Origin of the sequence: Streptomyces sp. NPDC008086, from assembly GCF_042957325.1 — a bacterium.
Classification (GTDB): domain Bacteria; phylum Actinomycetota; class Actinomycetes; order Streptomycetales; family Streptomycetaceae; genus Streptomyces.
Genome location: NZ_JBIBIA010000011.1, coordinates 81,513 through 107,345 on the forward strand (window position 1 = coordinate 81,513; position 25,833 = coordinate 107,345).

A 25,833-nucleotide genomic window follows, 5' to 3' on the forward strand; every position below is an offset into this window, starting at 1 on the left:
CGCGTGGCAACGGTCGCCTCGTGTGGTGCGGATCAACCGTATAGCGCAGGTCGGACAGTGTGTGAGGGGACGGGTACACCCGGTCCGGGTGATCCGGCGCCGGCCCGCTGCCGCATCGGACGTGCCCAGCCGCGAACCGATGGCTGATTGGCGCCCTTTCCGGCCCCGGCCAATGGTTTCACCCTGAAGGAAAACAAGGAAAACACCGTGCACGGGCAGCGCCGAGGGGGACGCCATGTCCGTACCGCTGTACGTTCCCGTCCTGCCGACCCGGCCGCACGCCACGGCCGCCTACCGTGAGCTGACGCCGGACGTACAGCGCTGGGTCGCTCCCCTGTGGACACTGCCTCCCCGCCCCGGCATGCTGCCGAAGCCGCTGGCCGAACGGATCGGCAAGGACGCCGACGACGTCACCGCCGCACAGCGCCACGGATCCGCGTGGCTGGACGCGCCGTTCGCCGACGCCACCGAAGCCGCGGTCCTGGCCGAGGCTCTCACCCTCGACTGGTGGGACCACCGCAACCTGCGGCCCGTAACCGGACCCGGACGCCCCGTCGCGCAGCAGTCACTCGCCCTCGCCGTGGCTCGGCGACGCGAGGACGTACTCGGTATCCGCGTGCGTCTCCCCGGCGAGTGGAACGACGGCACGGCCTCGGACGTCCGCGAGTTGCTGGACCGGCTTCCCGCGAACCACCCGGCCGCCCTCTTCCTCGACCTCTGCACGGTCCTGCCCGACCGCCCCGAAGCCGCCAAGGAGGCGCTGCGCGCCCTGGACTCCCTGATCCCGCTCACCTCGTGGCGCACCGTGAGCGTGGTGGCGGGCGGCTTCCCCGAACCGCCGGCCGACTTCCGGGAAGGCGTCCCGTACGAGGCCCCGCGCACGGACTGGGAAACCTGGCACGAGATCCAGCACGGCGAACGCCCGTACCTCCCCCGACTCCGCTACGGCGACTACGGAATCCACCCCGCCACGTACGTCACCCAGACGCCGCCCGCGCGCGGAGGAGGCCCGCCGTGGGGCATCCTCCGCTACACCACCGCCCGCTCCTACCACCTGTCCAAGGTGCCGCACGGCAGGCAGTACGACGACGCCAACCGGGAGGCAGCGCGCTGTCTCACCAGGCTCGCGGACTTCCGGGGCGTGGAGGCGGGAACAGGAGAGAGGTGGTTGCGCGACCGGACCGAAGGCTCAGTCAGCACCGGTAACCACTCGACGTGGAACAAGGTGGGCAACATCCAGCACATGCAGTTCGTGGTGCGGAGCCTTGGCCTGTGAGCGTTCCCGAGCCGAATCGAGCCTAGCCGAGTCGGACCGCCCCGAGACTGCCAAGCCCTATGCTTCGGGGAACGTCTGCTGACCGGGCATGGGTGCGTAACGACGCTGCCTGCGCAAGCGGTTGGCGAGCGCCTTGTCGTACCCCTGAGCGTGGTTGCGCTTGTGCCGCTCCTTGACCGTCTCGCGCAGTGGGCCCGTGGCCCTCTCGACGGCGACGACTACGGACATCCGGTCCTCCTCGGCCCGTTGCGCACCGATTGCTGCGAGTTCCTCGATAGTTGTGCCGACGGTGCCCACCAATCCATTCTTGATGAGCGTGGTGAACTCGGTGTTCGTCAGATACCGGTCGATCTGGGGGTACCCGAGCAGCCGTCCGCCGTTGGGGCCCCGTGTGACGTCGTCTTCCAGCAGTAGCCGCACGTACGGTACGGGCAGATACATGCCGGGCGAGGGGCCTGGGTCGATGGTTTCCTTTAGGGGCCAGTAGGAGAGCTTCACAAAGCATGGATCAGGGCCGAGCCGCCATTCGTGGGGAAGGCCCGCTGGGCGGCTGAGGGCGGCCACGCGCTCCAGTCGGTCCAGCTGACTCAGCAGTTTCTTGTCAACGCGAATCCAGCGGTTTCCGGCCTCGTGCGGCAGACGCTTGTACTGCACCAGCACGAAGCTTTGCGTCGGCTCGTGGTAGAAAATCAGGTCGGTGCCGAGGCGAGTTTCGACCGGTGATGCGTTGACGTTCGCGATTTCGATTCGGCGGCCGAGGTGTTCGAAGACTTGGATATCGCATCGAAAGGCGGAGCCGAGAGAGCCGCCGACATACGGAGGTCCCATGGACTGGAAGACGTCGTCCCCGTCGAAGAAGTGATGCATGTCGTAGTCGAGTAGCGACGGTTCATAGGGTTCGGCGATCAGACCAGCCAGAGCTGGCGCGTGGCGATCGGTCGGACGGCGCCACGCGGCAAGCCGAGCAGGCGGAATCCCCACGGTTGCCATAGCCAGCCGGGCAGCTTCGAGTTGCTCCTGCCAAGAGGCGTCCTCGGCCCGACTCAGCGGATCGAGGCGTTCTGGCTCGGCGGCCTCACCCAGAAAGTCGAGCAGTTGGCGCAGCTTCTCATGGTGCTGGGCGAGGGCCGAAAGGAGAGCTTCGGACGCAACGTCGTCGAGGATGGTGAATTCCCGGCCCGAAGCGGTAAGGATCACGTTGCGGACATCAAGGGGCAATTTCGCTTCGATGGCCTGTAACGAGACCGAGACGGGGCACTCTCGTAGCAGTTCCACGTTGACCCGGGAGTCGACTGCGGCCACCTTCTCTCCGCGTGGCTGTCGTACGACCCCCAGCCAAACCAGCGGAGCCGGCCCGGCCACGGACGACCGTCTGACGAGCAGAGTGATCTGCGGCTCGGAACCATTCGGCAAGGACTCGGCGGCGACAGTCTTGGTGATGGACCGCTTCAGCCGTAAGTCCATGTCAATACGGTCAAGTTCCTTCTCGCTGAGCGCTATGACGTAAACCATGCACGGAGAGTACGCGAGTCATCGCGGCATCCCGAGGGCGGGCAAGCGGCTGGTGAGGGGGACAGCCCGTCTCGGCCCACACGGTCTTCCCGGGGCCCATCGCCCGGGGCTCGATGCCCCACCGGTCGGCCAGAGTGGCTACGAGCATCAGCCCACGACCGGTCTCGGCGTCACCGGGAGCCTCGCGCGGGGAGAGCGGTGGCACGCGCTCCGCACGCGTGTCGGAGACCTCCACGCACAGCGTCTCGCCGGTAGCGACGAGTCGCACCTCGAAGTCGCGTCCTTGTACGTACCCGTGGCGTACGGCGTTGGCGGCCAGCTCAGCCGTGATGAGGGTCAGTGTCTCGTTGGCGGTGGACGTATGAGGGTGGCCCCACGCGTCGAGCCGGTCCGCGACCAGGCGGCGGGCGAGGCGGGCGCCGCGCGGAGTGGAGCTGAAGCGCATCGTGAACTCGGCGGTCGTGGAGCCCACTTCTGCCGCGTCGCGTGTTGCGGCCGCCGTCATGGAGGTGGGTGAGTGCTTCCTGTTCATGGCGCCTACGCTGCCGGGCGCACACGGATGTGCCCAGTGCCGACGCGCACACAGCGAGCCGCCGTAGGCGACGGCGTGTGGCGTGTAGGCGGCGGTGTGCGGCAGCAGGGCCCAGGATTTACTCCCCGTACTCCCGCAGCAGCTTGTTGAGGTTGCGGATCTTGTCCACGTCGTCCTTCGGCAGGGGATCGCTGCTGTTGAAATGCATGACGTTGTTGCGGATCCTGCGGATCTCCTCAAGCCGGTCGATGAACACCTTGCGGTCGAGTGGCCATCCCAGTTGCTGCCACAGGTCGGGGTTCTCCAGTACGCGTTTGTAGTCGCCGACGCTCATGTCGCCGAAGGAGGTGATGCGTTCTCCCTTCGGGTCGCAGAGTTTTGTGACCTCGGGCAGGGTGAAGGCGCCCGCGATGACCTGCCGCAGCCTGCGGTCCATCTCACCGATCAGGAGGAAGTGTCCGGCCAGTTCGCCGTAGGCCTGGGCCACGTCGGCGGCGGTGACGATGCCGGCGATGGCGTTCCGCTGGTCACGGACGAGGACGAAGTCGTGTTCGGCCAGTGTGGGAAGGACATCGATCAGGTCGTGGTCGTAGCGTACGTCCCGGGCGTCCACGATGGCCTGGGAGAGATGGGCGCCGGGGTCGGCGTGCCGGGCACGCGCTATCGACTTCCACGAGACGGATCCCCGCAGGTTGTGCGGACCGGCTAGGACGGGGAGCTGCGAGAAGTCGTGGAGCACCATCAGCGTGATGACCTCCTCGAAGGTGGCGGTCGGCTTCACGCTGACGACACCGCCGAGGGCGGAGGGCAGGGTGCCTACGGTGAGCCCGGTCTCGCGTGACTCCTGTTCTTCGGACGTGCCGACCGACGCTGTGAGGGGCGCTGAGGACCCGGCGAGAGGAATGTCCTCGGCATCCTCTTCCGCAGCCTTGACCAGCTGGACCGTGGCGGTCAGGGGGACCTTGTCGAACTCGGGCGAGGTGATGAGGCTGTGGTTGGCGAGGTCGGCCTCGATCTGTTCATTGACCAGTCCCCGGCCGGTCGCACCCCACCAGCCCAGCAGCTCCTGCACGGTGAGGGTGAACGGGCTGCCTGCCTCGGCCGACTCACGTGCCTTCTTCAGTCGGGCATGGCGTTCGCTGGGCGACAGCGATGTCTGTCGCTCCTCCTCCGGTTCCGTGGGCTCGGTCTCCTCGGCGGCCCGGTCCAGCAACTCCTGGCGCAACTGCGTCAGGAATCTGCCGTCGTCCACCTGCCACGCCTCCCACCCGTCGAACGTCCCGTACCCGACAGCGACCGTGGCCGCCTTGGAGGGCGAGCGGAACTCCTCGCCGTCCGCCAGCCGGATCCATCCCCGGGGCGTGACCGTGGCGTCGTGCGACTCGCCCATCCGGGGCCGTACGAACTTCAGGTGCTCGCCTTCTGTGAGCAGCCCGGCGCTGAGGAGGTCGGTGAGTGTCACCCGTCGTCCGTCCAGGAGGTAGCGGGCGCGGGACTGCGTCTCTGCGGGGCCGGCGGTGGAATCAGTCATGTCACCTGCGCCTTTGTCGGTTGGGGAGGGGCGGGAGTGTCTGTTTCAGAGGTGGCGCCCGATGTGGGCGATGCGGATGGCCTTCTCGTCGTGAACGAGCCGGAAGTAGATGCGGCCGGCGCCTCGGTTGAGGTTTCCGTGCAACTGGAAACACTCGTCCTTGCCGTTGTCCTCCCACATCCGGTCCTTGCGGGCGTTCTCGTGCTCGCCTCTGATGTTCGGGGCCTCCCAGTGCGGCCCGGTGGGAGAAGCCGGGTCCCACTGAGCCGCGGTGGCCTCAAGCTGTCGCAGCAACTGGCGGGCTCCCTTGAACCACCGTGGGTCGAGGTTTTCCAGATCGTCCTTCACCCGGTCGAGAAATTGGAGGTGGGGGAAGAAGTCTGCTCGTCCCGCCCAGAGTTCGGCTCCACTGGAGACGCGGTCCAGTCCTTCCCGGAGGATCCACTCCTCGTGTTCGGCGAGGTGTGCCTTCCGGGAGGTGTGCCGGACCTGGTCCGTGTACTCGTCGGCGACGACGTCTCCTGGCTCGGGACCCTCGGACAGCTCCTCGATGTCCAGATCCAGCCAGGCGGTGTCCCACTCCGGGGCCAGCGGGAGGCTGAGGGCGAGTCCGTCCGCCATCAAGGCCGCGCGAAGTCCATGGACGTCGACTCCCTTGAAGCGGTGCCATATGTCGTCCCGCTCCTCCATCGCCGCCGCGTGCAGAGCCGCTGTGAAGGAGACACAGCGGTCGCGCATTCGCTGGAAGTAGAGAGCTTCTTCCTTGTTGCGGGCGTCATTGCGCCACTGCGCGTAGTAATAACCTCGTGCGAGTTCTGTCTCGTCGAAGGGATTCTGCGTAGCGAGGCTGATGCCGCGCAGACGCTGTAACCGCCTCAGCACGCCCACGAAGGTGCGCATGCCCTCCGAGACTTCGTCCGCTCCGCAATCGGACGCACAGGACTGTTCGTTGAGAAACACGTGCAGCGGCACACCCCACCCCATTCTCGCTCTGCACCGATCACCCCGACCCCCCGGGGCGCTTCAATGACTCCGTGCTGCAGCTCAGTCGAGCAGTTGGTCGAGGGAGTTCTCCCACTCGTCGAAGAAGCCCTCGGGCCACTCGGAGAGCCGCCCGTCCGGCCCGATGACCGGGCTGACGACCTCCGAGGTCTGATCCTTGCGACGGAAGTAGTGCACGGCGGTCGCGTCGGCGCTCAGGAGCTCCTGCTTGACCCGTAGCCGCAGGCCGTTGAGTACGTGGTCGCTGTGCGTCTCCATCACGATCTGCGCCCCGCTCGCCGCCGCCGCGCTTGTCAGGTACGCCATCCAGGTCTGGCCCTGCGGATGCAGGTGCGCCTCTGGGTTCTCCAGCAGGATCAGCGTCCCAGGCTTGGCCGACAGACAGGCCACGACGATCGGCAGGACGTACGTGAGTCCGAAGCCGACGTTGGTGGGGCGGTAGCGGTTGGACTGGGAGACTCCGGAGCCGAAGCGGTAGCTGAGCCGGACCGTGTCGGTTCCGTCGATGCCGGCCGCTTCAAGGCTCACCCCGGGGCAGAGCTTCTGCATCCAGGCTTCTGTCTGACCGAGCAGAGTGGCGGACGCCGCGTCGGGGACGAGGAGCGCGGGGGCCTCGACCGGATCGTCCTGGTGGGCACGCAGGTAGTTCACGGTGTGCTCACCATGCGCGCCGAGGAAACCGCGCGTGGACACGGCGTGGTGCGAGCGCGGGTAGCTGACTTGGGGTGAGACGCGGTCGGCCTTCAGGTACTGGAAGCCCGGCCCGAACAGGGTCGGAAGCAGACCGGCATGATCCCGGCCGTCCCTGTCCCCGCCCTTGTCCGACAGCAGCTTCAGATGGTCGGCTTCCCGCTCGTAGAGGGCGCTCCACTGGATGGAAGCTCCGTCGCCGCGCACCCCGAGCGTGATGTGCGGACCTGTCTCGTCGTACGACTCGTGTCGTACGTCCTGTCCGATGCCGAGCTGGACCAGCTCCTCGTTGAGCAGCAGCCCAGCCTCGCCGCCGCCGACCGGCGCAAGGTCACCGGACTCGTACGACTGCCGCAGCAGTGCCAGGGACTGGAGTACAGAACTCTTGCCGGAGGAGTTGAGTCCGGTGAGCAGGGTGAACGGGGCCAGACGGAGCTCCTGGTGGGCGAACGCCTTGAAGTTCGTGAGAGTGAGTGTCTCAAGCATTCGTGGACTCCAACACCTCGCGGAACAGGTCCTTCATGGACTGGAAGCGGTAGTTGACCTTGTTGGCGTCACCGGTGCCCGAGGAGATGGCGTCGTAGAACGCCGGGTCGTCCATCAGCCTCTGGAACTTCACTGCGACGGTGTCCGCGCGTTCGGACAGCACCTTGGTTTCTTCCGGTGTGCACTGGGCCAGGGTCACGGCTTGCACCTCGAAGAGTGCCTTGTTGATCGGATAGCGCCGAACCGATGTGTCGAACTGCTTGCGGAACGCCTGGTCCCCGAAGACCCGCTCGCTGTCGACCATGGCGAGGTAGAAGTGGGCTTCCAGGTCCTCCAGCTCGGCGGGAGTCAGGCTGTTGATGTGGTGCATCGCCGCGCGCAGGAAGCCGTCGAAGTCCTGAGTGACGTATCGACCTGGTGGAGTCAGCCAGAACGCGAGGAAACGCAGGCACAGCTCACGCTCCACCATGCGGCTGGGGGAGACGCTGCCTGCAGTCGCGCTGAGAAAGAAGGGACTCTCGGCGAGCCGGGCCAGGAGATCTCGCGCCTGACCTGGAATGAGCGCGTGCCGCAGCTCCTGCTGGGAGAGGGGCAGCCCTCCGGTGTTGATCCGCGTGAAGATGTTGAACCGGGCCTCCTCGGGGGTGCCCTTCCGGATGAGCAGCAAGGACAACTCGGTCTCCAGGATGCGGGTCTGCATGCGCCCCGGTAGGTCCTCGAACGTCTTGCCGTTGTAGTCCAGATACTCCAGGTTCCTCAGCACCAGCGGTTCCAGCCCGGCGGCCTCGGGCTTGATGAACCGGACGATGGTGGTGAGTCGCTGCACCCCGTCCACGACGGTCCACGAGTCGTCGGCCTCCTCCGCCACATAGATCGTGGGTAGCGCGATACGCAGCAGGAGGGACTCGATCAGTCTGCTCTGCGCCGTCTCGTTCCAGATGCCGGAGCGTCGCTGAAAGTCGGGTTGTAGATCGATGAGCCCTCGCTTGAGGCGCTGAAGCATCAGATCGATGGTCGTTGCGCGCGGATAGACGTCGATCAGCTCCGGGTCGAATGGCGCCCGGTGGCTCGGACCAAGGTCTTCCGCTTCGATGCCGGCACTGACTCCGGTGTCGGTCAGCTCGACGAGCGGTTCGTCGTTCCGCGGTGCCGAGGACACTGTGGACGCGGACTTCGGTGACGACTGTTCCGGCTCAGGTACGGGAGCGCTGCCGACCAAGATGTGCCCCTCCGCATACGTGCATGCCGCCCATGAATCGAACGTGTCCGTACAGTAGCTGATCGACTACGGCCAGCGCCCTGCATTCCACCCGTAGCCCCGGCCGAACTCAGCGGCCGATACCGCCATGGTGGGAGCAGGTTCCGCGGCCGGTGGAGCCGGAGACCCAGCCATCGCGGCAAACGGTCCCGGGGAGCGCGGGCGTGGGCGTCGGAACTGGGAGGGTCGGTTGTGGAGCTGATGTGGCGGGCAGTGGTGGCAAGGCCTTGACGGCGGTCCAGCAGTTTCCTCGGTCACCGATCCAATAGGCCTGGGGTGCGGTGTCCGGGCAATCCCCGTACGGAGTGCCGGCCGGTACGAGGCCCTGTTCCACGAAGAGGTCCACCGCCGTGTCCAGAGCACTTGCGGGGGCTTTCGTCGGAACGGCCTCACGCTTCACCTCGACGAGGCGGACGGCCAGCCCGCGGCCGTCGGTCGGCAGTACCCCGTAGGCCGTCCTCGACATGGTCGCCGAGGCGCTCACGTGGCCGAAGTAGGTGTACACAGTGGCGAGCGAGCCCTGCTCGGAGTCGAGGAACTCTACGGTGACGTAGTAGTTGGCTTCGCCCGTGCCGGTGTTCTTCACCGTGATGTCCACGGCGCTCATGCCCGAGTCCTTGTCCGAGCACCGTACGTCCCCCAGCTCGACCTGACGTACGGGCCCGGAAGCGCGCGTGGGAGTAGCTGAGACATCGGACGCGACGGGCGGACAGACGTTGCTCTGCGCCTGGCCGGTGCTCGGCTGAGCCGAGCAGCCGGTGGAGAAAAGTAACGCGACTACCGTGACGACCGACAGTCTCATGCTCTCCATGGCGGTCCCCCCCAACCCCGTCCGGTCGCCCCGGACGACGCGTGCGTACGTCGGCGCCAGGGCGCAATCTCCATGTCTCTGTCTGCCTAAGCGTGTTCTCGTCCGCGCGGATGGAGCCGAGCGTGTCACCTTCGCTGGGCAGACGGCGCCGGATTGGGTACGCGACGGTTGAACACCCACACTCCCTGTGAGTGAGTCGCCCCCATGACCCGTCCAGCGACCCTCAGCCACGGATTCGCCCTCTGGAAGGGCGCGAAGTTGTCGTTCGAGATGATGACTCCGCTGACCTCCTCGGCAATGCTGATCACCAGGGCGTCGCCCCGCCCCTCGGTCCCGGCCGGAGGCTGTACGACGGTGCCGTCGGCGATGGCTGCCTCCACAAGGGGCTTCTCCTCGGCGGATACGTCGTGGCGCAGGGTGGCGTCGACCACCACGTGGATGTCGCTATCGGGGTGCTTGAACCGCAGCGATCGGACAGCCGCCTGCAATGCCGCGAAGCTCGGCTTTCCGCCCGCTGCACGCGGCGGGCGTCCGTTCCAGGCGAGGTTGGATCCGTCGATCACGAGCGCCGGCGCGGCTGTGTTCGCGCTGGCCGACTGGAGCGCGGAACGAGGCGGGGCGGGCTTGGGCGCCCCGTTGCTGCCCTGGCGTTGGGGCCGGACCTGCTGGGGATGGGTCGGGGTGGTCGCGGGCCGGGCGGCCGGGGCGAGGGCGAGCAGTCGATCGAGCTCCTTCTTCACCTCCGGCAGGACGTGCCCGTCCCCGAAAACCTTCACCTCGCCGTCGAGGACCACCTCGCCAGTCTTTTGCAAGGTCGCCCTGACGGTCAGCAGGCCTTCCTTGCTGTAGGTGTACTCCAGGTCGAAGACACCGTCTTCGACTGTGCAGCGGCGGGGGTAGGTCAGGACGAGGTCGGTGAGTTTGGCGTTGTCCGGGTGGCCGACCTCGCGGTCGGGGTCGCCCTCCCAGACCTCAACGGTCAGCTGGGAGACGTTGTCCTTCGTGGGCTCGTACGACTTCACGCGCTGCTGCGGCAGGCGCTGGTTCCGGTCGATGATGGCGCTGAAGTTCCGCTTGCCCTCGCGGTCCTTGGTGATCGTGCCCAGGGCGTGCGTGTTGACCACCCGGATGATGCTCTTCAGCTCGCCGTCCATGGCGGCGGCGCTGATGGCCGCCCCTTCGGCCACGGCTGTCATCGGGTCGCACAGGGCTGTGTCCACGAGTTCGCAGTCGAGCGCCTCCGAGACCGCGGCGCGCACCGCCGGGATCTGGCTGCTGCCACCGATCATCAGCACCGCGGTGAGGTCCCGCGGGTCGATACGAGCCTGCTCCAGGCATTCCTCCACCGGGTCGAGGGCCTGGCTGATGAGGTCCTGGATGGCCTCGGAGAACTCCCCTTGCCCGATCTCGACGGTGACGCCGTCGGGCGTCTGGACGCGCACCGATTCCTGCTGGGAGAGGAGGATCTTGGCCCGCTCGATCTCCAGGGCGAACATCCGCTTCTCGGAATCGCTCCAACGCCCTCGCGCGGGTGCGCGGTCGAGGACCATGCGGCGCAGCCGGGCGTCGATCTCCAGACCGCCGAGGCGGTTGACGCCCCGGCTCGCCTTCTCGTCGAAGAACCCGTCGTCATGCAGCAGGAGGGTGGCGTCCATGGTGCCGCCACCCCAGTCGAAGACCAGGAACTCCCCGTCGACCTCCATCTCGTGCGCGTACGCGATCGCCGCGGCCGTCGGCTCGTTCAGCAGCGTGCGGACCGTGAGGCCCGCGGCACGCGCAGCCTCGCGGGTCCGGAAACGGGCCGCGCCGGTCGCGTTGGCGGGCACGGTGATCACGGCCTCGCGGATCTCGGTGGCCGCCTCCTCCTCCGCCGCGCCCGCGATGGCGTGGAAGACGCCGGCGGCAGCCGTGGTCGCGGCGAACCGCGCACCGCCCAGCGTGACGAAGGGTTCCTCGCGTAGCATCCGCTTGCATGCCTCGACGGCCTGCTCGGAGCGGAGTTTCGCCTCCCACCCGAACAAGGTGCCCGGCCGCAGGGAACTCGTGCCGACGACCGACGGGTAGAGCAGCTCGAACCCCTCGCGCCTCCAGTTGGCGTCCAGGCCCTGCCCGCCGATCTCCAGGACCTCGACGTATTCGCCGTTCCACTGGGCCGCGACCGAGTTGGTGGTACCGAAGTCGATTCCGGCAGCCGTCATGCTTCCTCCCCCGCCCTCACACCCGCGGGCCCGGCGATGCGCCGGAGCTGCCCCGCGAGAATGACCTTTCCTGTCAACTCATCCACATACGCCGGACTCAGCAGCTCGAAGGCGTCTCCCTCGCCCTCCGTCACCACGAACCGGTCGCTCTCCTCGGGTTTTGTCACCCGCAGCAGCCGCAGTTCCCGCAAGTGCGCCGTCATCGCGCCCTCGACGGTCTCGCGGCTCTCTCCCGCCCGGGACCAGAGCAGCGCGTCGATCTCGGCGAGACGACCGGCGAACTGGGCGCGGGTGCGGAACTCGTCCAGGACCGCCCTGCGCACCGCCGCGGTGAGCGCGCCGGCCGGGGGCACCTCGTCGGCCCCGGCGGCCTCCAGTGCCTCCGGCACGCGGGCCGCCACCCCTTTGATGACCGTCATCGCGTCGATCGGATCGGGAGCAGGAGGAGCTTCGACGACACCTGTCTCCCCGGGCTTGACCTTGGTGTCCGTGTGCTGCGCCCGGCGGCGTTTCAGACCTCCGGGTTTGTGCGGTGGCGGCGCGCCCTGTGTCCCGGGTTGCGTCTGGCCGCACGCGGGACACGGGCGATGTGCTCGCTGTCTCTTCGGAGTCTTCTTCTTCGGAGGCATCAGTGCTGCTCGGCTTCGTTCGGCTCGGACGGTTGGTCAGGACTACGGCGCGGTCATGGGGCGGAACTGTGGCGGTCGAGGTGTGGGGCGGTGGTCCGGAAGTCGTCGAGCAGCTCGACGGCGGCACGGGCACGGATGGCTTCCAGCTCGCCGCCACTGGTGACCGGAGTCCGGCGTGGCAGGGCCTCCAGCGGGGGCACCAGATGGTTCGGCACCTGGGAGGGCATGACGTATCGCGACCGGTCGAGCGGCAACTGATAGAAGACGTCCCAGCCCGCCTCGCCGCGCTGCGCGCCCCGGATGCGTTCCTCGGCCATGTTCAGGTCTGACTGGGCCCTGGCGTCACCTTCGCGCTCCCGGAAGATGTCCCGGCAGCGTTCCTCCCACCCGTCAGCGCCGTGATCGAGGCCGATGTCGAGGAAGGGATTGTTGAACGGACCACGGTCGTTCCTTTTCGTCCCCCGCCAGGCGCGAAAGAGCCTGAGGTTGCGTTCGGCTACGGCTCCTCCCTGCGCGGCGGCCTTACCGGCGTACTCCTCGGCGGAGTCGAGAAGCCTGTCCCGTCCGGCGGGCGATTCGTGCCGTTCGCTCTGCGCCACGGCCACGTACGCCGCGAGGGCGAGGGCCTCCTGTACCAGGTCCGCCGGAACCTTGCGGCTGCTCACACTGTCCCGAGTAAGGGAGCGAGCCTGCTCGGCCGCCGCCTCCAGGTCACCGGTCTTCACGAGGTCGTAGGCGCGGTTCAGGGCGACGAGAGCGTAGAACGGACTCCGCCCGGCGTCGACCAGGTTCCTTGGGCGCCACAGGGCTGCCATCAGCAGCCACAGCCCTTGGTCCTCGGTCATGCTCAGCGGCCACTGCCCGGACAGCGCACCCGACTTGAGGTCGCGGAGCTCGATCTGCTGGCTCCGGGGCAGAGCCGCGTCGAGTGCGCTGACGGCCGTCACGTCGCCGTCCATGACGACGTCATACAGCAGGTCCCACACGTCGTCCGGTTCCTGTCGGACGAGGGTTTCACCCTGGAGGAAGGACCGCCGCCGCAGATACGCCTGCCATTCGAGGCGCTCGGCCTGCTCGCCGGAGACCTTCGCGGGGGCGAGACGCGCCTGCAGGTAGAGGCCTTCCTCCGCGTTCCGTCTCGTCCAGGGAGCGTCCTCGGGCATGAGGCCACCGTGTTCGATCAGATCGTCGATGACGGAGAGGGGCGCCCACGGGAGAAGCTCGTCGAGATGGCGGTTCGGCATGGGTATCGCCCCGCGCGTGGCCGCGGTCGCGAAGAGGCTGAAGGCGGGTCCGCCCGAGACCGCATGGGAACGCTTGGTGACCAGGTCCAGGCTGGGTGCCGACGAACACAACAGCCTGCACCGCTCCAGGCCCGCCTCGTTGAGCCATCGCACACCGTTGGCCCAGATGTTCCGCAGATGGCCGAGCACCGACTCCGGCGGCAGGAGGCTCAGCCCCACGCGTACCGCGGGCAACAGGTTTTCGCGGTCCGGATCCCCTTCGAGGGCCTGAGCGAGTACGGCGCGCTCCGCCTCGGGCATTCCGGCGGCGGACGCTGCTTCCGTGACCATGGACATCACGGCTTCGACCGCCTCGCTGCCGCCGACGCCAAGCCAACGCCACTTGCGCTGTACGAATCCGCTCACGCCCGAGGAGTCCTGGCTCTCCTTGCGTTCACGCGCACGTCTCAGGCGCTCTTGTTCAGCGACTTTCGCCGCCCTGCGAACGGCCACCGGGTCCGTCATGTCGTACACGCCGTTAGGCTATCTGCGCGGTCTGACAATCCAAACGGCCTCGTACATATCGTGACCATGGACGATGAGCGCATCACGCGGAGGCCGTGACCCCGGGGCGATGTGCAGGGACATGCGAACGGGTGCCACGTGCAGGCGCGGTTGACCGAGGTCGGCAGGGGCGTGCGGGCTGCTTCATGAGGCACACCCATGTTCTCAGCACCAGCGGGAGCGATGGCCGCTCCATGCGAGCGATGGGAGCTTCGGTCGGCGGTGCGAGTGGGGTACGGTCGCCGCCAAAACAACCACAACCACGGTCGATTGGCTCGGAGAGCTACTCGCCATTGTCGGCAGTGGCCTCGGATCCAGTCGGTTCCTGAGACGTCGGGTCCGTACTCTCGCCCTTCCCTCACGCCTCGATGGGTACGTGGCGCCGCCGTTGCAGCTCATCGCGTTCGACGTCAGGGATCGTCATCGACTCGGCGAGCACGGCGGCGAGCGCGTCCACTTGAATGGCGTCCAGGTCTGCCTGGAAGAGCCAGCGGATGTTCTCGTCGCGTGTGATGAGGTCGATCGCCAAGCGTGCGCTCTTGTCCTGGGTGGTCGCGGTTCTGACGTATCGCACTTGGTCGATCGGGATGACTTGACGGATCTCGCCTTGTTCAAGGAACGCGTTCGACTTGGTCGTGATGATGCGGCGATCCGTGACGGCGACCAGCGTCTTTGCCGCCATCTTGTCCCTCCCGGCGGCCAGTTTCTCCTTCGCTCCGCCGAGGATCGCGGAAAGGGGACCGAGAGCATCGAGCTGATCGGGGAAGCCGAGGACACGCAAGGTCTCACCGTCCTCGAGGAACCATCGCAGGATGCGAAGGTGCGGCTCGAGATCCAGGGACGTGGGTGCGCAGACGACGCCCGGAGCCTCCAGCGGAGGGGCCGGCGGATGGAGCGCATCGGCAAGGGGCTCGATCGCCTTCAACAGAAGGGCGGAAGCCTGGCGGGCTGCGATCGACTCCTTCCGCTTCCCCGGCAGTGGCAGAGTGTCGCGTCCGGGCAGCTCGGCGATGATGCGCAGCTGCCGCGTCAGCGAGTCGGCGAGGCTCGTCGCTTCGGTGAGAGCGGAGTCGAGCTCCGCGCGAGTGTCGCGCGCGATCACGTCGACGAGCCGCGCCTCGTCAGCGTCGTCGCGTCCAGCGGCCCTCGCCCTGCCGGCGCGGAGTGCCTGATACCCGGTCCATGCCTTGAGGGAGGACAGCAGGGCGTTGGCGTCGAAGACGATTGCCTCGGCGTTCATCTGGAGATACTCGCGTCGGCGACCCGCGTCGGCCCGATCGATCTGCCTGACGTGGCCGCGGACGTTCAGCCGGTACAGGTCGAGCTGCTTACGCAGCGACGCTTCACTACCCGCGACGTTGTCCCACAAGGAGGCGGGGACCGACTCGATCTCCCGCGCCTGGTCGACCGCGCGATCGATGGTGGCGACGAGCCCCGTCAGTTCGGTCCACTGCTCGTTGCGAATGTCTGTGAGTACCTGGCTCGTCAGCGCGATGTTGATCCTGACAAGGTCCGTGACCTCATTCAGCTGCATCTGAAGGGCGACCATGGCCAACACCGGCCCGATCGATGCGGCGTTCTGCGCCGCACTCACGGAAGCCACGGGCAGGAGGCGGGCCTGGTGGACTATCTTTCCGTTGGCGAACACCGCTCCGAGGTTCGCGCCGTCCTTGACGGCGAGCGCTGCACCGGCATTCAGCCAGGCCTGTGTTGCGGCGCTGAGTCTGTAGAGCCCCTGCACGCTGGCGAGTGCGTTGCCGAGATTGCCGGCCACGGTCGCCGTGTTCCCGATCGCGGCCAGGACCGTGGAGATCTGCTTGCGGTCGGCGGCCGACACGATCCCGAAGTCGAGCAGATCGGGCTTCAGTTCCGCCGGAACCTCAGCGCCGCAGACGACGGCAATACCTGGCAGCACCTCTACCAGGACCGTCGATGCCGTCTCTGAGTCGATGTCCGAGTCGGGTGTCGGATCGTCCACGACAGGTGAGTCGGCGGTATCGCTCCGGCCGTTCTCCTCAGGCTCGGCGATCTCCATCGAGTCCGATGAGTCCGAAGGGTTCTGCATGCGATGTCCTCCCCCAAGAGCGCGCGACGGCCAGTCCTCGTCGGCGTTCGCCGCCGAAGTCTACGGTTCGACGTCCGGTCGTCGAGCCCGAATCCACCAGGTGGAGGCGGGCAGCCGTCCGGAGGACCTGGCTTGTTCCTCTGGGTGTGTGCCCAATCCGAGATGTGGTTGGACAACGCCGACAACATCGCGTTGTACGCAATGGTCTGGTCTGGAGCACTCTCAGTGAGTCGGCGGTGTACGGGGCTGACGCCCACGGCGTCATCAACGCGGCCAGGCGCGCCTTGAACCCGCGTTGACGGGACGCCTGGGCCGAGGGCGGTGACGGCGGATGTCGAGGGACAGTCGGGTGGCCCAGTGGTCGGTTGTTTACCCAGCTCGGCACCGGGGCGCGGGGTTCCGCGACGCGGTGGTGCGCGATGTTCTTGAAAGCCCTTAGGGTAACTACCGACCCCCACCAAACCCGGCCTGGGCGCCCGCGAGTTGGGGCGCCACTCGTTCGGGTGATGGAAACGTCGGCTCGTCGGGCGGGTGGGGTACGGTCGCCGCACACAACCACAGACAGAGAACGGCCCCCGGCAGGACGGCAATCCCGGCGAGGGCCTGACCAACCAGGAAGATGATGGCTTCCCGATGGCTGACCCGCAGTCTAACGCGGCCCTGCCCGCGCACCCGTCGCCCGAGCGGCAGTCGGCTCCCGTGCCTCCGGAACTCCCGCCGGACGCGCCCCGCTCCGGAGTTTTCCACGTACGGCACCGCCACACCGAGCGCTACACGGTCGTCGGTAACCACCTCGCCCAGCACCCCCGCCTCTCCGCGACGGCGATCGGTATCGGCGTCCACATCCAGTCCCTGCCCGATGGCGCCTCGGTCACCATCAAGGCGCTGACCATGCGGTTCCCGGAGGGCGAGGTGACAATCGGCAGGGCCCTGCGGGAACTGGAGGCGGCCGGGTATCTCGTCCGGAGGCGGGTGCCGCTCGGGGGTGGCCGTATCTCCACGCGCACGTTCTTTCTCGATCATCCGGGGGCTGTTGTAGGTGCCTCGGTGCACGGTGGTGACTTGAGCGTCGTGGCCCCGGCGACAGCCGGGCCCTCGCCTGAAGTTCTGTCTGCGCCGGGGCCGGTGGCTGTTCCGGCGCCGGTGGAGGTCTCGGTGCCGGCTTCCGTACGTACGAGGCGTGCTGCCGCGGAACCCGCCACCCTGCCCACCGGTCCGGCGGCTGACCTGCTCGCGCGTCTACGGCTCGCCGACACCCGGCTGTTGCTGTCCGAACGGGACATCCGGCGGCTCGTGCCCGCCGTCGAGATCTGGCTCGGCCGTGCCGCGACGCCGGACCAGATCACCCGCACGCTCACTGCGGGCCTGCCGCCCGAGGGCGACCCCATCCGCCACCCGGCGAGCTTCGTCGAATACCGCCTGACGACCCTTCTTCCGCCGCCATTGCCGACGGAGCCTCTCCGTACGGCGACGGCGGCGACGCCCGCAGCACAGCGGGCGCCGCTGGTCACCTGCGACGGCTGCGAACGCGCGATCCGTACGCATGATCCCCGCGCATTGTGCCGCGATTGCAGGGAACGCCATGACCGCGGCAAGGCCGGAGCGGTCCACTCGGCCGCCTGAACGCTTGTGCGGGTGAAATTTCGAGCTTCGGCGGCGTGGTCAGCGTGTGCTTTCTACGGTGTTCGTTGATCGGTACGGGCGGTGGAGGTGAGCGAGCGGGTGAGCGAACTGGCAGGGGAGCCGGACGGAACCGCGGCTGCGGGCATGGGCTCGGATGTCGGGACGGAGTCTCCGGGACCGCCCGAGCCGGACTCGGGCATCCTCCGGGTGTTCGGACGGCAGTTGAAACGCTTCCGGCTGCGGGCGGGGCTGGAGCGGGCCGAGTTCGGTTCGCGGACCGGCTACTCGGCTTCCACGATCGCGGCGTTCGAACAGGGGAGGCGGGTACCGCCGCCTCGGTTCATCGATGTGGCGGACGGGCTGCTGGACGCGGGCGGGGTTCTCCAGGAGATGAAGGAGGAGGTGGCGAGGGCTCAGTATCCGGCGTTCTTTCGGGATGCGGCTCGGTTGGAGGCTGAGGCGGTTGAGCTGCATGTGTACGCGAACCAGGCTGTACCGGGGTTGTTGCAGACGAAGGAGTACGCGCGGGCAGTGTTCGGGATGTGGCGTCCTTTGCTGGATGAGGACACCATCGAGCAACGGGTTGCTGCTCGCCTCGTCCGGCAGGAGATCCTCTTCCGGCGGCCCATGCCCACAATCAGCTTCGTTATCGAGGAGACCATGCTCCGCCGGCCTCTCGGAGGCCGCTCTGTGATGCAGGGACAACTGGAGCAAATTCTCTTGGTTGGTCAGTCGAGAAACGTGGAGATCCAGGTGATGCCGACGTGCCGCGAGTCACACGCGGCGCTTGGCGGGCCCTTCACCTTGATTGAGACGAGGGAAGGGCGCAGGATCGCTTACGTGGAGGCGCACCAGGACAGCCGCCTGCATACGGAGCGACGTGCAGTTCGCGAGTTCGAGGAGCAGTACGGCATCCTGCGAGCACAGGGGATGACTCCGCACGATTCGCTGACCTTTGTAGAGAAGCTTCTTGGAGCGACATGACGACCGCGATGCCTGAAGGTGCTGTACCTGATCTTGTTTGGATCAAGAGCAGCTACAGCAGTGGAGCTGGCGGGGAGTGCGTAGAGGTGGCCACCTGCCCCCACTCGATCCATGTGCGGGACTCCAAGGACACGGCCCATGCTGGACTGGCTGTTGGCCCGGATGCCTGGGCTATGTTCGTTGGGTACGCCGTAGACCAGATGAACTGAGCTGTAGGGCAGGTTGTGAACGGCTCACCTGCGGCGCGGACTTGGGACGGAAACTGCGGACCACTGGCCGAGTTCGTGGACGAAGTCCTTGTAGGAGCGGTTGGTGCCGGTCGGGCCCGAGGCCAGTAGGCCAAGCGATCGGGCCTGCTCGGCGACCTTGGGCCCGTCGCACTCCCGGAACGCCGGGGAACCGAGTTTGCGCTTCAGGTCTTCCTTGGGACTCTTGATGGTTCCGGTGTCGCGGCCTCGGAGCTGCGCGGGAACCTTCCAGTTGGGCCGGACAGCCGGGAAGGCGTCCGGGAAGAGTAAGAGCCATGCCTCCGACTCCCAAGCGGCAAGCGCCAACGCCGAGTTACAGGGGCTTTCGCGGGAGAGTGCTCCGGCGACGTTCGCGCGGACACGGGTGTACTCGGTGTCCGTGTAGCCGTCCAGGTCTTCGTGGATCACCAGGCCGACGAGTGGGCCCTTCGCCCGGAGCGCGCGGCCCTTCGCTTTGCCGACGATGGTGCGGACGCGGGCCGCGAGGTCGGGCCCGGTGGCCGTCTTGAGGCGGGTTTTGTCGCTGATCTCGACCAGGCGGGCGCTGCCCAGGTCCGGATGGTGCTGCTTGATGATCTCGGCGACGATCCGGCAGTCGTTGGAGTCCTCGCCGGCCAGCACGATGACGCCGCGCCCCTGAGGGCCTCTGCTCCCGGCCACTACAGCTCGTCTCCCGTCAGGTCGCCTCCGAGAACACCTGAGAACCACAGCTCACCGAGCGGCAGGTCTCCGCTCTCCTCGACGATCGCACTCACGTCGTCCGTGCTGATCGCGGGGATGAGCGAGGCTCCCTCGTCGTCCCGCTCGCAGATCACGATCTCTCCGGGCAGGAGTCGGTCGGTGAGTGCGGGGGAGTGCGTGGCGACGATGAACTGGGTCCTTTCGCTGGCTTCCCTCAAGCGCTCGACGATCAACCTCAGCGCTTGGGGGTGAAGACCGTGGTCGATCTCCTCGACGCACGTGAGTGCGGGAGGTGTGGGGTCGTGGAGCAGGGCCAGGAGACCGAGGAGGCGGACGGTCCCGTAAGAGGCGTCGGCGAGGGGGGTGGGCTGCCGCAGCCCGCGCTCACGAAGGATGACAGTGACCTGATCTGCCCGGCCTCCGATGTGGACGAATTCGATGTCCAGCAGTTGCGGAAGGACGGAACGGGCGTCGTCGACCAGCCGGTTCCAGAGGTCGTCGTCGCCCGTGTGGAGCGCGTACAGGAAGGCGGCCAGGTTGTCCGCGTCGGATGACAGGTCGTCGTAGTCGACGCGGGAAGGACGGCGAGCCGCGTCGACGTTCACGTCGAATACGCGGAACGAGGAGAGTTGGTGGGCCACCCGGGCCACCTCGGTTCCACCCTCGGTACTGGTCAAGCGGGGGAGGGTGGACAGACCGCTGCTGAGTCGCTGGATACCGAACTCGCTGCTGTCCTCAAGACCGCTGCTCGGCCGGGTGTCGACCACTGTGGCGCGCTCGCCCGACACGGTGATGCGGCGGCCTCGCCCTCGCGTCCGCTTGAACTGGAAGCTCTCGCTGCGGGTGAGTCGGTAACGGCCGCTGTCCTTGTTGCTGGGCGCCGAGTAGCGCCGGACCTTGAGGTCGTACTCGTCGGGGGCGTTGGGGCTGGAGTGGGTGGTCCAGGTGGCCTTGAGTCGGATCCGGAGGGTGGTCGGCGGCTTGGGCCCGCCCCAGAACGCGACCTGGTCGAACCCGCCCCGGGATTCGAGGGCGGGTTCGAGGTCGGTACGGATGATGTCGGCGAGCAGGTCGAACACCTTGAGGACGTTCGACTTACCGACACCGTTCGCACCGACGAGAACCGTCAGCGGACCTAACGGGATGGTCACGTCCCGCAGACTCCGGAAGTTCTCCACGTGCAGTTCGAGCAACTGTCCTGGCATGGACGGAACCTATCGGGAGGCGTGGGATGGGGTGCGGCAGGCGTGGCGTCGGCACACGCCACTGACGGTTAGCCATCCACCGGCACGCCACGCCCACCGACTGCTGGTTGGGGCGGAGTCCACCGCCCTGCGGCAATCTCGGCATCCAGCCGCGCTTGGAAATGTGCGTGAGCACCCCGCATCTCGGCTTCACGGTCGGCTTTATAGAAGGGGGGGGCGTATCCCTCCGGAGGTGGCGCGGTGTCGGGGGATTCCAGGTGTGCCATGAGGGCGGGGTATGTCTCCTTGGTTTGGCCGTAGCCGTAAGTATTGTGGTTGCGCGCGATCTTTCGACCATTGACGTCGAAATACATGGCTTCTTCGCGCTCGCTTAGTTGCGGATACCGTGTCCTACAGAGTGCGGAAAGTTCGTCTGATGTGATCCCTAGCCACACCGAAACCAGTGCGTCAAGTTCAACGAGGGCCGCGCGACGCTCGTGCTCGGTGCGGAATGGAGTTTCGTGGTTCCACTCGGACGTAAGGTGACCAGCCAGTGTTTTGAGATGTGGCCAGGCATCGTAGGACCAAGCTTCGTATCCGGCCCAGGTTGGGTGGTAAAGGCTCTTCCATAGGGGGGCGTATGCGTTCGTAAGGCAATTTAGGCGTAGCGTCCGCACCAGAAGTGGGTGAGCCAAAGGGTGCTCTTCGATCGGAGAGGGCATCTTCAGTGCGTCGCTTCGTTGTAGATGTTTCCTACCAGTGATTCGAAGGACGTAGTCAAGAGGAATCGACGCCCAGAATCCCGCAGTCAGCGCCATCAGTCTTTCGTTGTCCATGGACATTGACTGAACTGTAAGGATGTGGGATGGTCCGGGAGGGATTATGGCGGCGAAAAGACTCCTTTCGTTGCTCGGAGGGATCATTTCTCTCCAAGCGAGGCGGAAATAGGATGTGTACGATACTCCGTTCCATTTGTCTTGGGCGGACTTGAAATCCTCTACAGAGCAGGCCCGTACGTAATTGGTGGCGGGTGTCTGATCGGCAGCGATTTCGATCGGGTTGAGCGTCTTGTAATCGTTTCTGTTGCGGCATGGAATGTTAGGTTCGGCGTTGAGTGGATTGCCAATGCCGATGTGTGGCCCCTGCAGCACGACATCGTTCCATGATTCCGAAGGTTGGGACCTCCACTCGATATACCCTGCCTTCTTCCCGTTCGCCTCGTCGTACCCGCGTGTGATTGATGGATCGTATTCGCTCAGGCGAGTCGGAAAATTGGAAATCGCTGAAATAGCACCTTTTTCTGATCTTAGGACTGGATAAAGGAGAGGGGTTTGCTCTGGGGGTAGGTCTTCGGTGTCGAATAGCCTGTTCCATTCTGTGAGGAGATCCAGATTTACTTGGATCACTCGATTTGCGTGAGGTCGGGTGTCCCACTTGTCGCCGTACCTGATTCCTGGATCCGATCCACTGCCATCGTGTGTTAGGGAGTCGGTCAGCACTTCGGTCCCGTAGAGTTCGCTTAGGTGAGTGAAATTGATTTCTCCCGGATTCCCGTACACGTGAAGGCCGAATTCCTGATTTCGGTTCAGGTCTTCAAAAGCCCAGTTGGCCCCGTTCTGAAATCGCGCGTGTGACCTCAGGTGGCGATAAGCCTCTTCTCTTAGTGTTCTTTCGTTTGTTCCGGTGAAGTGAGTGTCGGGGTGGATTAGGCCTGACGTGGAGTTCTTGCGTTGGTGTTTCCAGGTCTGGCACATGAAGGCGCGATAGCGGTCTGGTTGCGTCCCTGTCAGGGACGGATACATCGACTTTGCGACCAGGGCGTCTACAAGGCCGGCATTGGTTCCGAGTTCTTGGAGGAAAAAGCTCGGTGATTCTGCTGCCAGCAATTCCTCCTTTCGCAATCTCCACTCGGCCGGGCTTGGCTTTTCTGTCAACATGAACCATGGGTCTAGCTCCGCAAGTACCAGATCCTCCTCCCATCTCGGCCGAACCCAAGGCGGATTCCCCACCTGCAAGTCATACCCACCCTTGGCAAATACCTGCGCAAAGTCCAACTCCCAATGGAAGAACCCCTGCGCCCGCGCCACATCCCCCGCAACCCCCGCCCAAGGGAACCGCAGCTCCAGCTGCTGAAAATGCTCCATGCCCATCAAATCCGGCAGCGCATCCTCATAAGGCTCCAGCTCCGCCAGCGACCCGAACTCCGCCACCAGCGAGTCAGCCGGAACATCCTCCGTGCCGATCAGCGCCTCCGCGAACTCCAGCCAGTCGTCCAGCCCCGCCAGCGGAACCACCGCCCGCTTCCGCGCACCCCCGATGGCCTCCTTGCGCCGCCCCGCGCGCCGGCGCTCCACCGAGGCCGCCGTCAGCTCGCCGCCCCCCGTGATCTCACCGAACAGATCCTCCGTCTCCCAGGACATCAGCACCCCGGACTCGTCCGCAGCCCGCAGCCCCTCCGCCACAACACCCGAAGGAAGTACCTCAGCCCCCCGCTCGTACACCTCCGCCGTACCGTCCAGCAGCCCGGCCTCCTGCACCGGCCAGAACCACAACGCGCACCACGCGTCCATCAACGTCTTGAGACGCCAGTACGGGGTGTCCGGAGCCGTCAAATCAGCGATGACCTTGTCCCGCTGTACCGCGACCTCAGGCGACCGAAGCCAACCGTCCTCCGCGCCCCAGACGTCGATCCGGCGCGAGATGTCCCGCTCGGAGATCTCCAAGCGTCGTACAACCAGCCCCCACAGGAACTCCACCCGCCGAGCCGCTGCCTGAAGCCGTTCCGCCTGCTTGGCGGTTGGCGTGCGCGTGATCATCTTGCGCCAGTTGCCCAGCGCCCGCGCCGCCTCCGGGGCCAGCGCCTTCGCCTCCTTCTCGGCGGCGACCGCGCCCCACTCCTTCGCGGGGAGGAGGAAGTGGTGGACGGCGTTCTCGGTGACCCGCTGCACCGAACCGCTTCGGGTGGTGCGCTCGGTCACCGTCACCGGGAGGCCGTTCGCCGCCTCCGTCAGCGGGAAGCGTTCCGGCGTCGTCCCCAGCCAGGCCGCCTTCTTCAGCTTCTCCGGCGGGTACACCTCACGCCGGCCGCCGATCAGGGAGTTGCCGCGCCGCAGGTGCAGGCCGAACCATGGGGCCTCCATGCCGGGGTGCATGGTGTTGAGCCACAGCGACACCTCCGCCAGTTCCACGGCCGTCTCGTTGAGGTCGACGCCGTAGGAGTTGTGCAGGGCGACGTACGCCTTCGCCTTCTGGAACTCGACCGCGTACTTCTCCGTGTCGATCGGCGTGCCCAGCTCCTCCTGGCGGCGGCGCAGGTACTCGGCCGCGACCTGGTTGATGGCCTCGTTGAGGAACGCGCCCGAGCCGAGCGCCGGCTCGCAGATCTTCCAGTCGAGCAGCTCGCGCGCCTCGGTCGTCGTGCCGTCCTGATCCAGGCGGTGCTGGAGGGCCAGCTGGACCGTGACCTTGGTAAGGGACTCGGGGGTGTAGTACGAGGCGGAGGTCTGGCGGTCGCGGCCGGACAGGCGGTAGACGAACGAGCCGGGGGCGTAGGCGACGCGGACGTCCTCTCCGGTCTCCTCGTCACGGCGGTGCACGAACACGTTCCCCGGATAGTCGTCGACCTTCGACCTCGGGATCAGCCAGGAACCGTCCTTCGGGTCGCCGTTCTTCGCGACCTCGTACAGCTCCTCGTCGCCCGCGATGAACCCGCTGTACGACATCAGGCCCTCGTACACGGCCCCCAGCTGGTTGATGCCGAGCTGGGCGTACGAGATGAAGCCGCCGCGCTCGCCCTTCTTGCCGCGCGTGATCATCAGCAGGCGCAGCACCTTGTAGAGGGTGGCGTTCCGCAGCCGGGTGTCCAGGACGCCGCCTGAGCCCTCAAGGCCGGCCTCGTCGTCATCGTCGTCGGTGTCGTCGTGGGGGTGCGGGATCGTGCCGAGGCCGATCAGCCGGATCGATTCCGGTTCGAACAGCTTGGAGTGCAGCGGCTCGAAACGCAGACCCACGTCCTCGCTGGCCTTGGGGGTGGCCTCCACGCCGTCCGCTTCCGCCCCTGCGGGGCCGTGCGTCCGCCGCGAGCGGTAGCCCTCCTGCACCTTGCGGAAGAGCAGGTCCAGTGACTCGTACAGGTACGTGCCCTGCCGGGACTTCTCGTCGACCAGGTCACGCTCGGCGATGAGTTCGCCGAGGCGGCCGAGGCCGTAGCCCTGCTGGTACTCGGGATAGTCGGCGGGCAGGATGCCCAGTTCGGGGCGGGCCTCCGCGTAGAGGAGGAACAGGACGCGGTAGAGGTAGCGGAGCGACTCGCGAGTCAACTGCTTGCCGAGGTCGGGCAGGTCTCCGATGTCCTCGGGGCGTACGCCCTGCTCGCGCAGCCGGGCGAGGACCTCGCCCGCGATCAGCTCGACGCTCAGCCGCAGACCGTCGCGCAGTTCGCTGGAGACACCCACCGCGTGCTTGGTGGACTTGCCGACGAGTTCCGCGAGGGGGTTCTCGCCGCCCTCTTCCGGCGTGCGCAGCGAGTCCGCGCCGAACAGGGCGGCGATCGTGTCGAGTTCGCCGCCCGCCTTGGTGTCGTTGCGCTGGAGGGCGGCGTCGAGGGAGACCGCGAGGTAGCGGCCCTCGCCCCACACCATCCGGTCCGCGAGGACGACGACGCCGCCGACCAGCAGCAGCACGTAACGGGGCGCGTCCTCGCAGGCGAAGAGGAACGAGGCGAGCTTCGAGCCCGTCGGCACGGTGTTGCGGCCGTCCAGCGGAACCGGCTCCAGGAGGCGGCCGGGACCCTCCGGGTCGAGTGCGGCGTCCGGTTCGGCGGCCCAGCCGCAGTCGACCGCGACCAGGCCCTTCTCGGCGTGCGCGACCCGGACCTCGTACGGCTGGTCGGCGCGCGTGACCGTCATCGTGCGCGGCTTGGCGTCGTAGCCGAGCGCCCGCAGCACCTCCGCGTTCAGGGCGCGGACCCGCTCGCACCAGGCGGGGGAGTCGTACGTCGCCGTGTCGTCCTCGGTGTCCTGGGCGGCCGCAGTGCCGTCCTCGTCGTCCTCGGGGAGCGCGAAGGAGGAACGGGCCCGGAAGTAGCGGCGGCGCAGCTCACGCAGGCCCGCGCGCGGGGTGACCGGCAGGGCGTCGGCGTCCGGTTCTCCCGGGCCCGCTTCGGCCGTTCCGTCGGCGCCCGCCGTGGCCGCCCGCTCGGCCTCCGCCCTCGCCTCGTCCTCGCGCTGCTTCCAGGCGGCCAGCAGGCCCGACTTGAGGTCCTTGGGCAGGACTTCGGCGAGGTAGTGCGCCGAGAAGTAGTCTCCTCGGTTGACCAGGGAGTCGTACGTCATGTC

The 25,833-nt window shown here is 66.8% G+C and carries 18 protein-coding genes and 1 pseudogene; 5 read left to right on the forward strand and 14 right to left on the reverse strand.

The genetic code is table 11. The features are described 5' to 3' along the window. Positions 1-235 precede the first annotated feature (235 nt). A complete protein-coding gene (locus ACFZBP_RS34955) occupies positions 236-1,276 on the forward strand; it encodes a beta family protein (RefSeq protein ID WP_391419269.1) in 1,041 nt (346 codons plus the stop codon). Positions 1,277-1,333: 57 nt separating this feature from the next. On the opposite strand, the gene ACFZBP_RS34960 is transcribed toward ACFZBP_RS34955, so the two are convergent. The 11 genes from ACFZBP_RS34960 to ACFZBP_RS35010 form a co-directional block, all read right to left on the reverse strand. Further along, positions 1,334-2,788 carry a hypothetical protein gene (locus ACFZBP_RS34960; RefSeq protein ID WP_391419271.1) on the reverse strand — a complete coding sequence of 485 codons (1,455 nt, stop codon included), beginning with the start codon at positions 2,786-2,788 and terminating at the stop codon, positions 1,334-1,336. Then, entirely contained in the window at positions 2,751-3,320 is a 570-nt protein-coding gene (locus tag ACFZBP_RS34965; protein ID WP_391419274.1) for an ATP-binding protein, read from the reverse strand. The genes ACFZBP_RS34960 and ACFZBP_RS34965 overlap by 38 nt, the downstream gene beginning before the upstream one ends. 118 nt (positions 3,321-3,438) lie before the next feature. After that, positions 3,439-4,851, reverse strand: coding sequence for a CBS domain-containing protein (locus tag ACFZBP_RS34970; RefSeq protein WP_391419277.1), 1,413 nt, complete (start codon positions 4,849-4,851; stop codon positions 3,439-3,441). 45 nt (positions 4,852-4,896) lie between these two features. Further along, complete coding sequence (locus ACFZBP_RS34975) at positions 4,897-5,751, reverse strand: hypothetical protein (protein WP_391419279.1); 855 nt, start codon at positions 5,749-5,751, stop codon at positions 4,897-4,899. A gap of 144 nt (positions 5,752-5,895) precedes the next feature. Then, positions 5,896-7,029, reverse strand: coding sequence for a DUF3696 domain-containing protein (locus ACFZBP_RS34980; protein WP_391419281.1), 1,134 nt, complete (start codon positions 7,027-7,029; stop codon positions 5,896-5,898). After that, complete coding sequence (locus ACFZBP_RS34985; RefSeq protein WP_391419283.1) at positions 7,022-8,188, reverse strand: DUF262 domain-containing protein; 1,167 nt, start codon at positions 8,186-8,188, stop codon at positions 7,022-7,024. Before ACFZBP_RS34985 ends, ACFZBP_RS34980 begins: the two co-directional genes overlap by 8 nt. Before the next feature lie 169 nt (positions 8,189-8,357). Next, a complete protein-coding gene (locus ACFZBP_RS34990) occupies positions 8,358-8,894 on the reverse strand; it encodes a hypothetical protein (RefSeq protein ID WP_391419285.1) in 537 nt (178 codons plus the stop codon). A 329-nt stretch (positions 8,895-9,223) separates the two neighbouring features. Further along, positions 9,224-11,296 (reverse strand): Hsp70 family protein, encoded by a 2,073-nt coding sequence (locus ACFZBP_RS34995; protein WP_391419287.1) that lies wholly within the window; start codon positions 11,294-11,296, stop codon positions 9,224-9,226. Then, positions 11,293-11,715, reverse strand: a complete 423-nt coding sequence (locus ACFZBP_RS35000; protein WP_391419289.1) for a hypothetical protein — start codon at positions 11,713-11,715, stop codon at positions 11,293-11,295. The genes ACFZBP_RS34995 and ACFZBP_RS35000 overlap by 4 nt, the downstream gene beginning before the upstream one ends. Positions 11,716-11,978: 263 nt before the next feature. Next, positions 11,979-13,574: a hypothetical protein gene (locus ACFZBP_RS35005; RefSeq protein WP_391419291.1), complete on the reverse strand. Its 1,596-nt coding sequence runs from the start codon at positions 13,572-13,574 to the stop codon at positions 11,979-11,981. Positions 13,575-14,070: 496 nt separating this feature from the next. Next, the gene (locus ACFZBP_RS35010; RefSeq protein WP_391419293.1) at positions 14,071-15,777 is read right to left on the reverse strand and encodes a hypothetical protein; all 1,707 of its coding nucleotides are present in this window, start codon (positions 15,775-15,777) and stop codon (positions 14,071-14,073) included. A gap of 156 nt (positions 15,778-15,933) precedes the next feature. Between ACFZBP_RS35010 and ACFZBP_RS35015 the strand changes: the two are divergent. From ACFZBP_RS35015 to ACFZBP_RS35030, 4 genes and pseudogenes are all read left to right on the forward strand, one after another. Next, a pseudogene (locus ACFZBP_RS35015) lies at positions 15,934-16,076 on the forward strand (transcriptional regulator); the annotation flags it as partial. A gap of 334 nt (positions 16,077-16,410) precedes the next feature. Continuing rightward, positions 16,411-17,400 carry a hypothetical protein gene (locus ACFZBP_RS35020; protein ID WP_391419295.1) on the forward strand — a complete coding sequence of 330 codons (990 nt, stop codon included), beginning with the start codon at positions 16,411-16,413 and terminating at the stop codon, positions 17,398-17,400. A gap of 144 nt (positions 17,401-17,544) precedes the next feature. Continuing rightward, on the forward strand, positions 17,545-18,384 hold the full coding sequence (locus ACFZBP_RS35025) for a Scr1 family TA system antitoxin-like transcriptional regulator (protein ID WP_391419472.1): 840 nt from the start codon (positions 17,545-17,547) through the stop codon (positions 18,382-18,384). Between the two features lie 8 nt (positions 18,385-18,392). Then, the gene (locus ACFZBP_RS35030; protein ID WP_391419474.1) at positions 18,393-18,593 is read left to right on the forward strand and encodes a DUF397 domain-containing protein; all 201 of its coding nucleotides are present in this window, start codon (positions 18,393-18,395) and stop codon (positions 18,591-18,593) included. Between the two features lie 24 nt (positions 18,594-18,617). Here ACFZBP_RS35030 and ACFZBP_RS35035 read toward each other — a convergent pair whose 3' ends face one another. The 3 genes from ACFZBP_RS35035 to ACFZBP_RS35045 form a co-directional block, all read right to left on the reverse strand. Next, positions 18,618-19,292 carry a hypothetical protein gene (locus ACFZBP_RS35035; RefSeq protein WP_391419297.1) on the reverse strand — a complete coding sequence of 225 codons (675 nt, stop codon included), beginning with the start codon at positions 19,290-19,292 and terminating at the stop codon, positions 18,618-18,620. Continuing rightward, positions 19,292-20,518: an AAA family ATPase gene (locus ACFZBP_RS35040; protein WP_391419299.1), complete on the reverse strand. Its 1,227-nt coding sequence runs from the start codon at positions 20,516-20,518 to the stop codon at positions 19,292-19,294. Before ACFZBP_RS35040 ends, ACFZBP_RS35035 begins: the two co-directional genes overlap by 1 nt. A 68-nt stretch (positions 20,519-20,586) precedes the next feature. Further along, a complete protein-coding gene (locus tag ACFZBP_RS35045) occupies positions 20,587-25,830 on the reverse strand; it encodes a class I SAM-dependent DNA methyltransferase (RefSeq protein WP_391419300.1) in 5,244 nt (1,747 codons plus the stop codon). Positions 25,831-25,833: the final 3 nt, after the last annotated feature.

Excerpts from the sequence above, each read along its gene's own strand:
- ACFZBP_RS35030 (WP_391419474.1), top strand. The coding sequence starts at position 18,393 with ATGCCTGAAGGTGCTGTACCTGATCTTGTTTGGATCAAGAGCAGCTAC.
- ACFZBP_RS35045 (WP_391419300.1), bottom strand. The coding sequence starts at position 25,830 with ATGACGTACGACTCCCTGGTCAACCGAGGAGACTACTTCTCGGCGCAC.
- ACFZBP_RS34960 (WP_391419271.1), bottom strand. The coding sequence starts at position 2,788 with ATGGTTTACGTCATAGCGCTCAGCGAGAAGGAACTTGACCGTATTGAC.
- ACFZBP_RS34990 (WP_391419285.1), bottom strand. The coding sequence starts at position 8,894 with ATGAGCGCCGTGGACATCACGGTGAAGAACACCGGCACGGGCGAAGCC.
- ACFZBP_RS34965 (WP_391419274.1), bottom strand. The coding sequence starts at position 3,320 with ATGAACAGGAAGCACTCACCCACCTCCATGACGGCGGCCGCAACACGC.
- ACFZBP_RS34955 (WP_391419269.1), top strand. The coding sequence starts at position 236 with ATGTCCGTACCGCTGTACGTTCCCGTCCTGCCGACCCGGCCGCACGCC.
- ACFZBP_RS34975 (WP_391419279.1), bottom strand. The coding sequence starts at position 5,751 with ATGCGCACCTTCGTGGGCGTGCTGAGGCGGTTACAGCGTCTGCGCGGC.
- ACFZBP_RS34995 (WP_391419287.1), bottom strand. The coding sequence starts at position 11,296 with ATGACGGCTGCCGGAATCGACTTCGGTACCACCAACTCGGTCGCGGCC.
- ACFZBP_RS35025 (WP_391419472.1), top strand. The coding sequence starts at position 17,545 with ATGGGCTCGGATGTCGGGACGGAGTCTCCGGGACCGCCCGAGCCGGAC.
- ACFZBP_RS34980 (WP_391419281.1), bottom strand. The coding sequence starts at position 7,029 with ATGCTTGAGACACTCACTCTCACGAACTTCAAGGCGTTCGCCCACCAG.
- ACFZBP_RS35000 (WP_391419289.1), bottom strand. The coding sequence starts at position 11,715 with ATGACGGTCATCAAAGGGGTGGCGGCCCGCGTGCCGGAGGCACTGGAG.
- ACFZBP_RS34970 (WP_391419277.1), bottom strand. The coding sequence starts at position 4,851 with ATGACTGATTCCACCGCCGGCCCCGCAGAGACGCAGTCCCGCGCCCGC.
- ACFZBP_RS35040 (WP_391419299.1), bottom strand. The coding sequence starts at position 20,518 with ATGCCAGGACAGTTGCTCGAACTGCACGTGGAGAACTTCCGGAGTCTG.
- ACFZBP_RS35020 (WP_391419295.1), top strand. The coding sequence starts at position 16,411 with ATGGCTGACCCGCAGTCTAACGCGGCCCTGCCCGCGCACCCGTCGCCC.
- ACFZBP_RS35010 (WP_391419293.1), bottom strand. The coding sequence starts at position 15,777 with ATGCAGAACCCTTCGGACTCATCGGACTCGATGGAGATCGCCGAGCCT.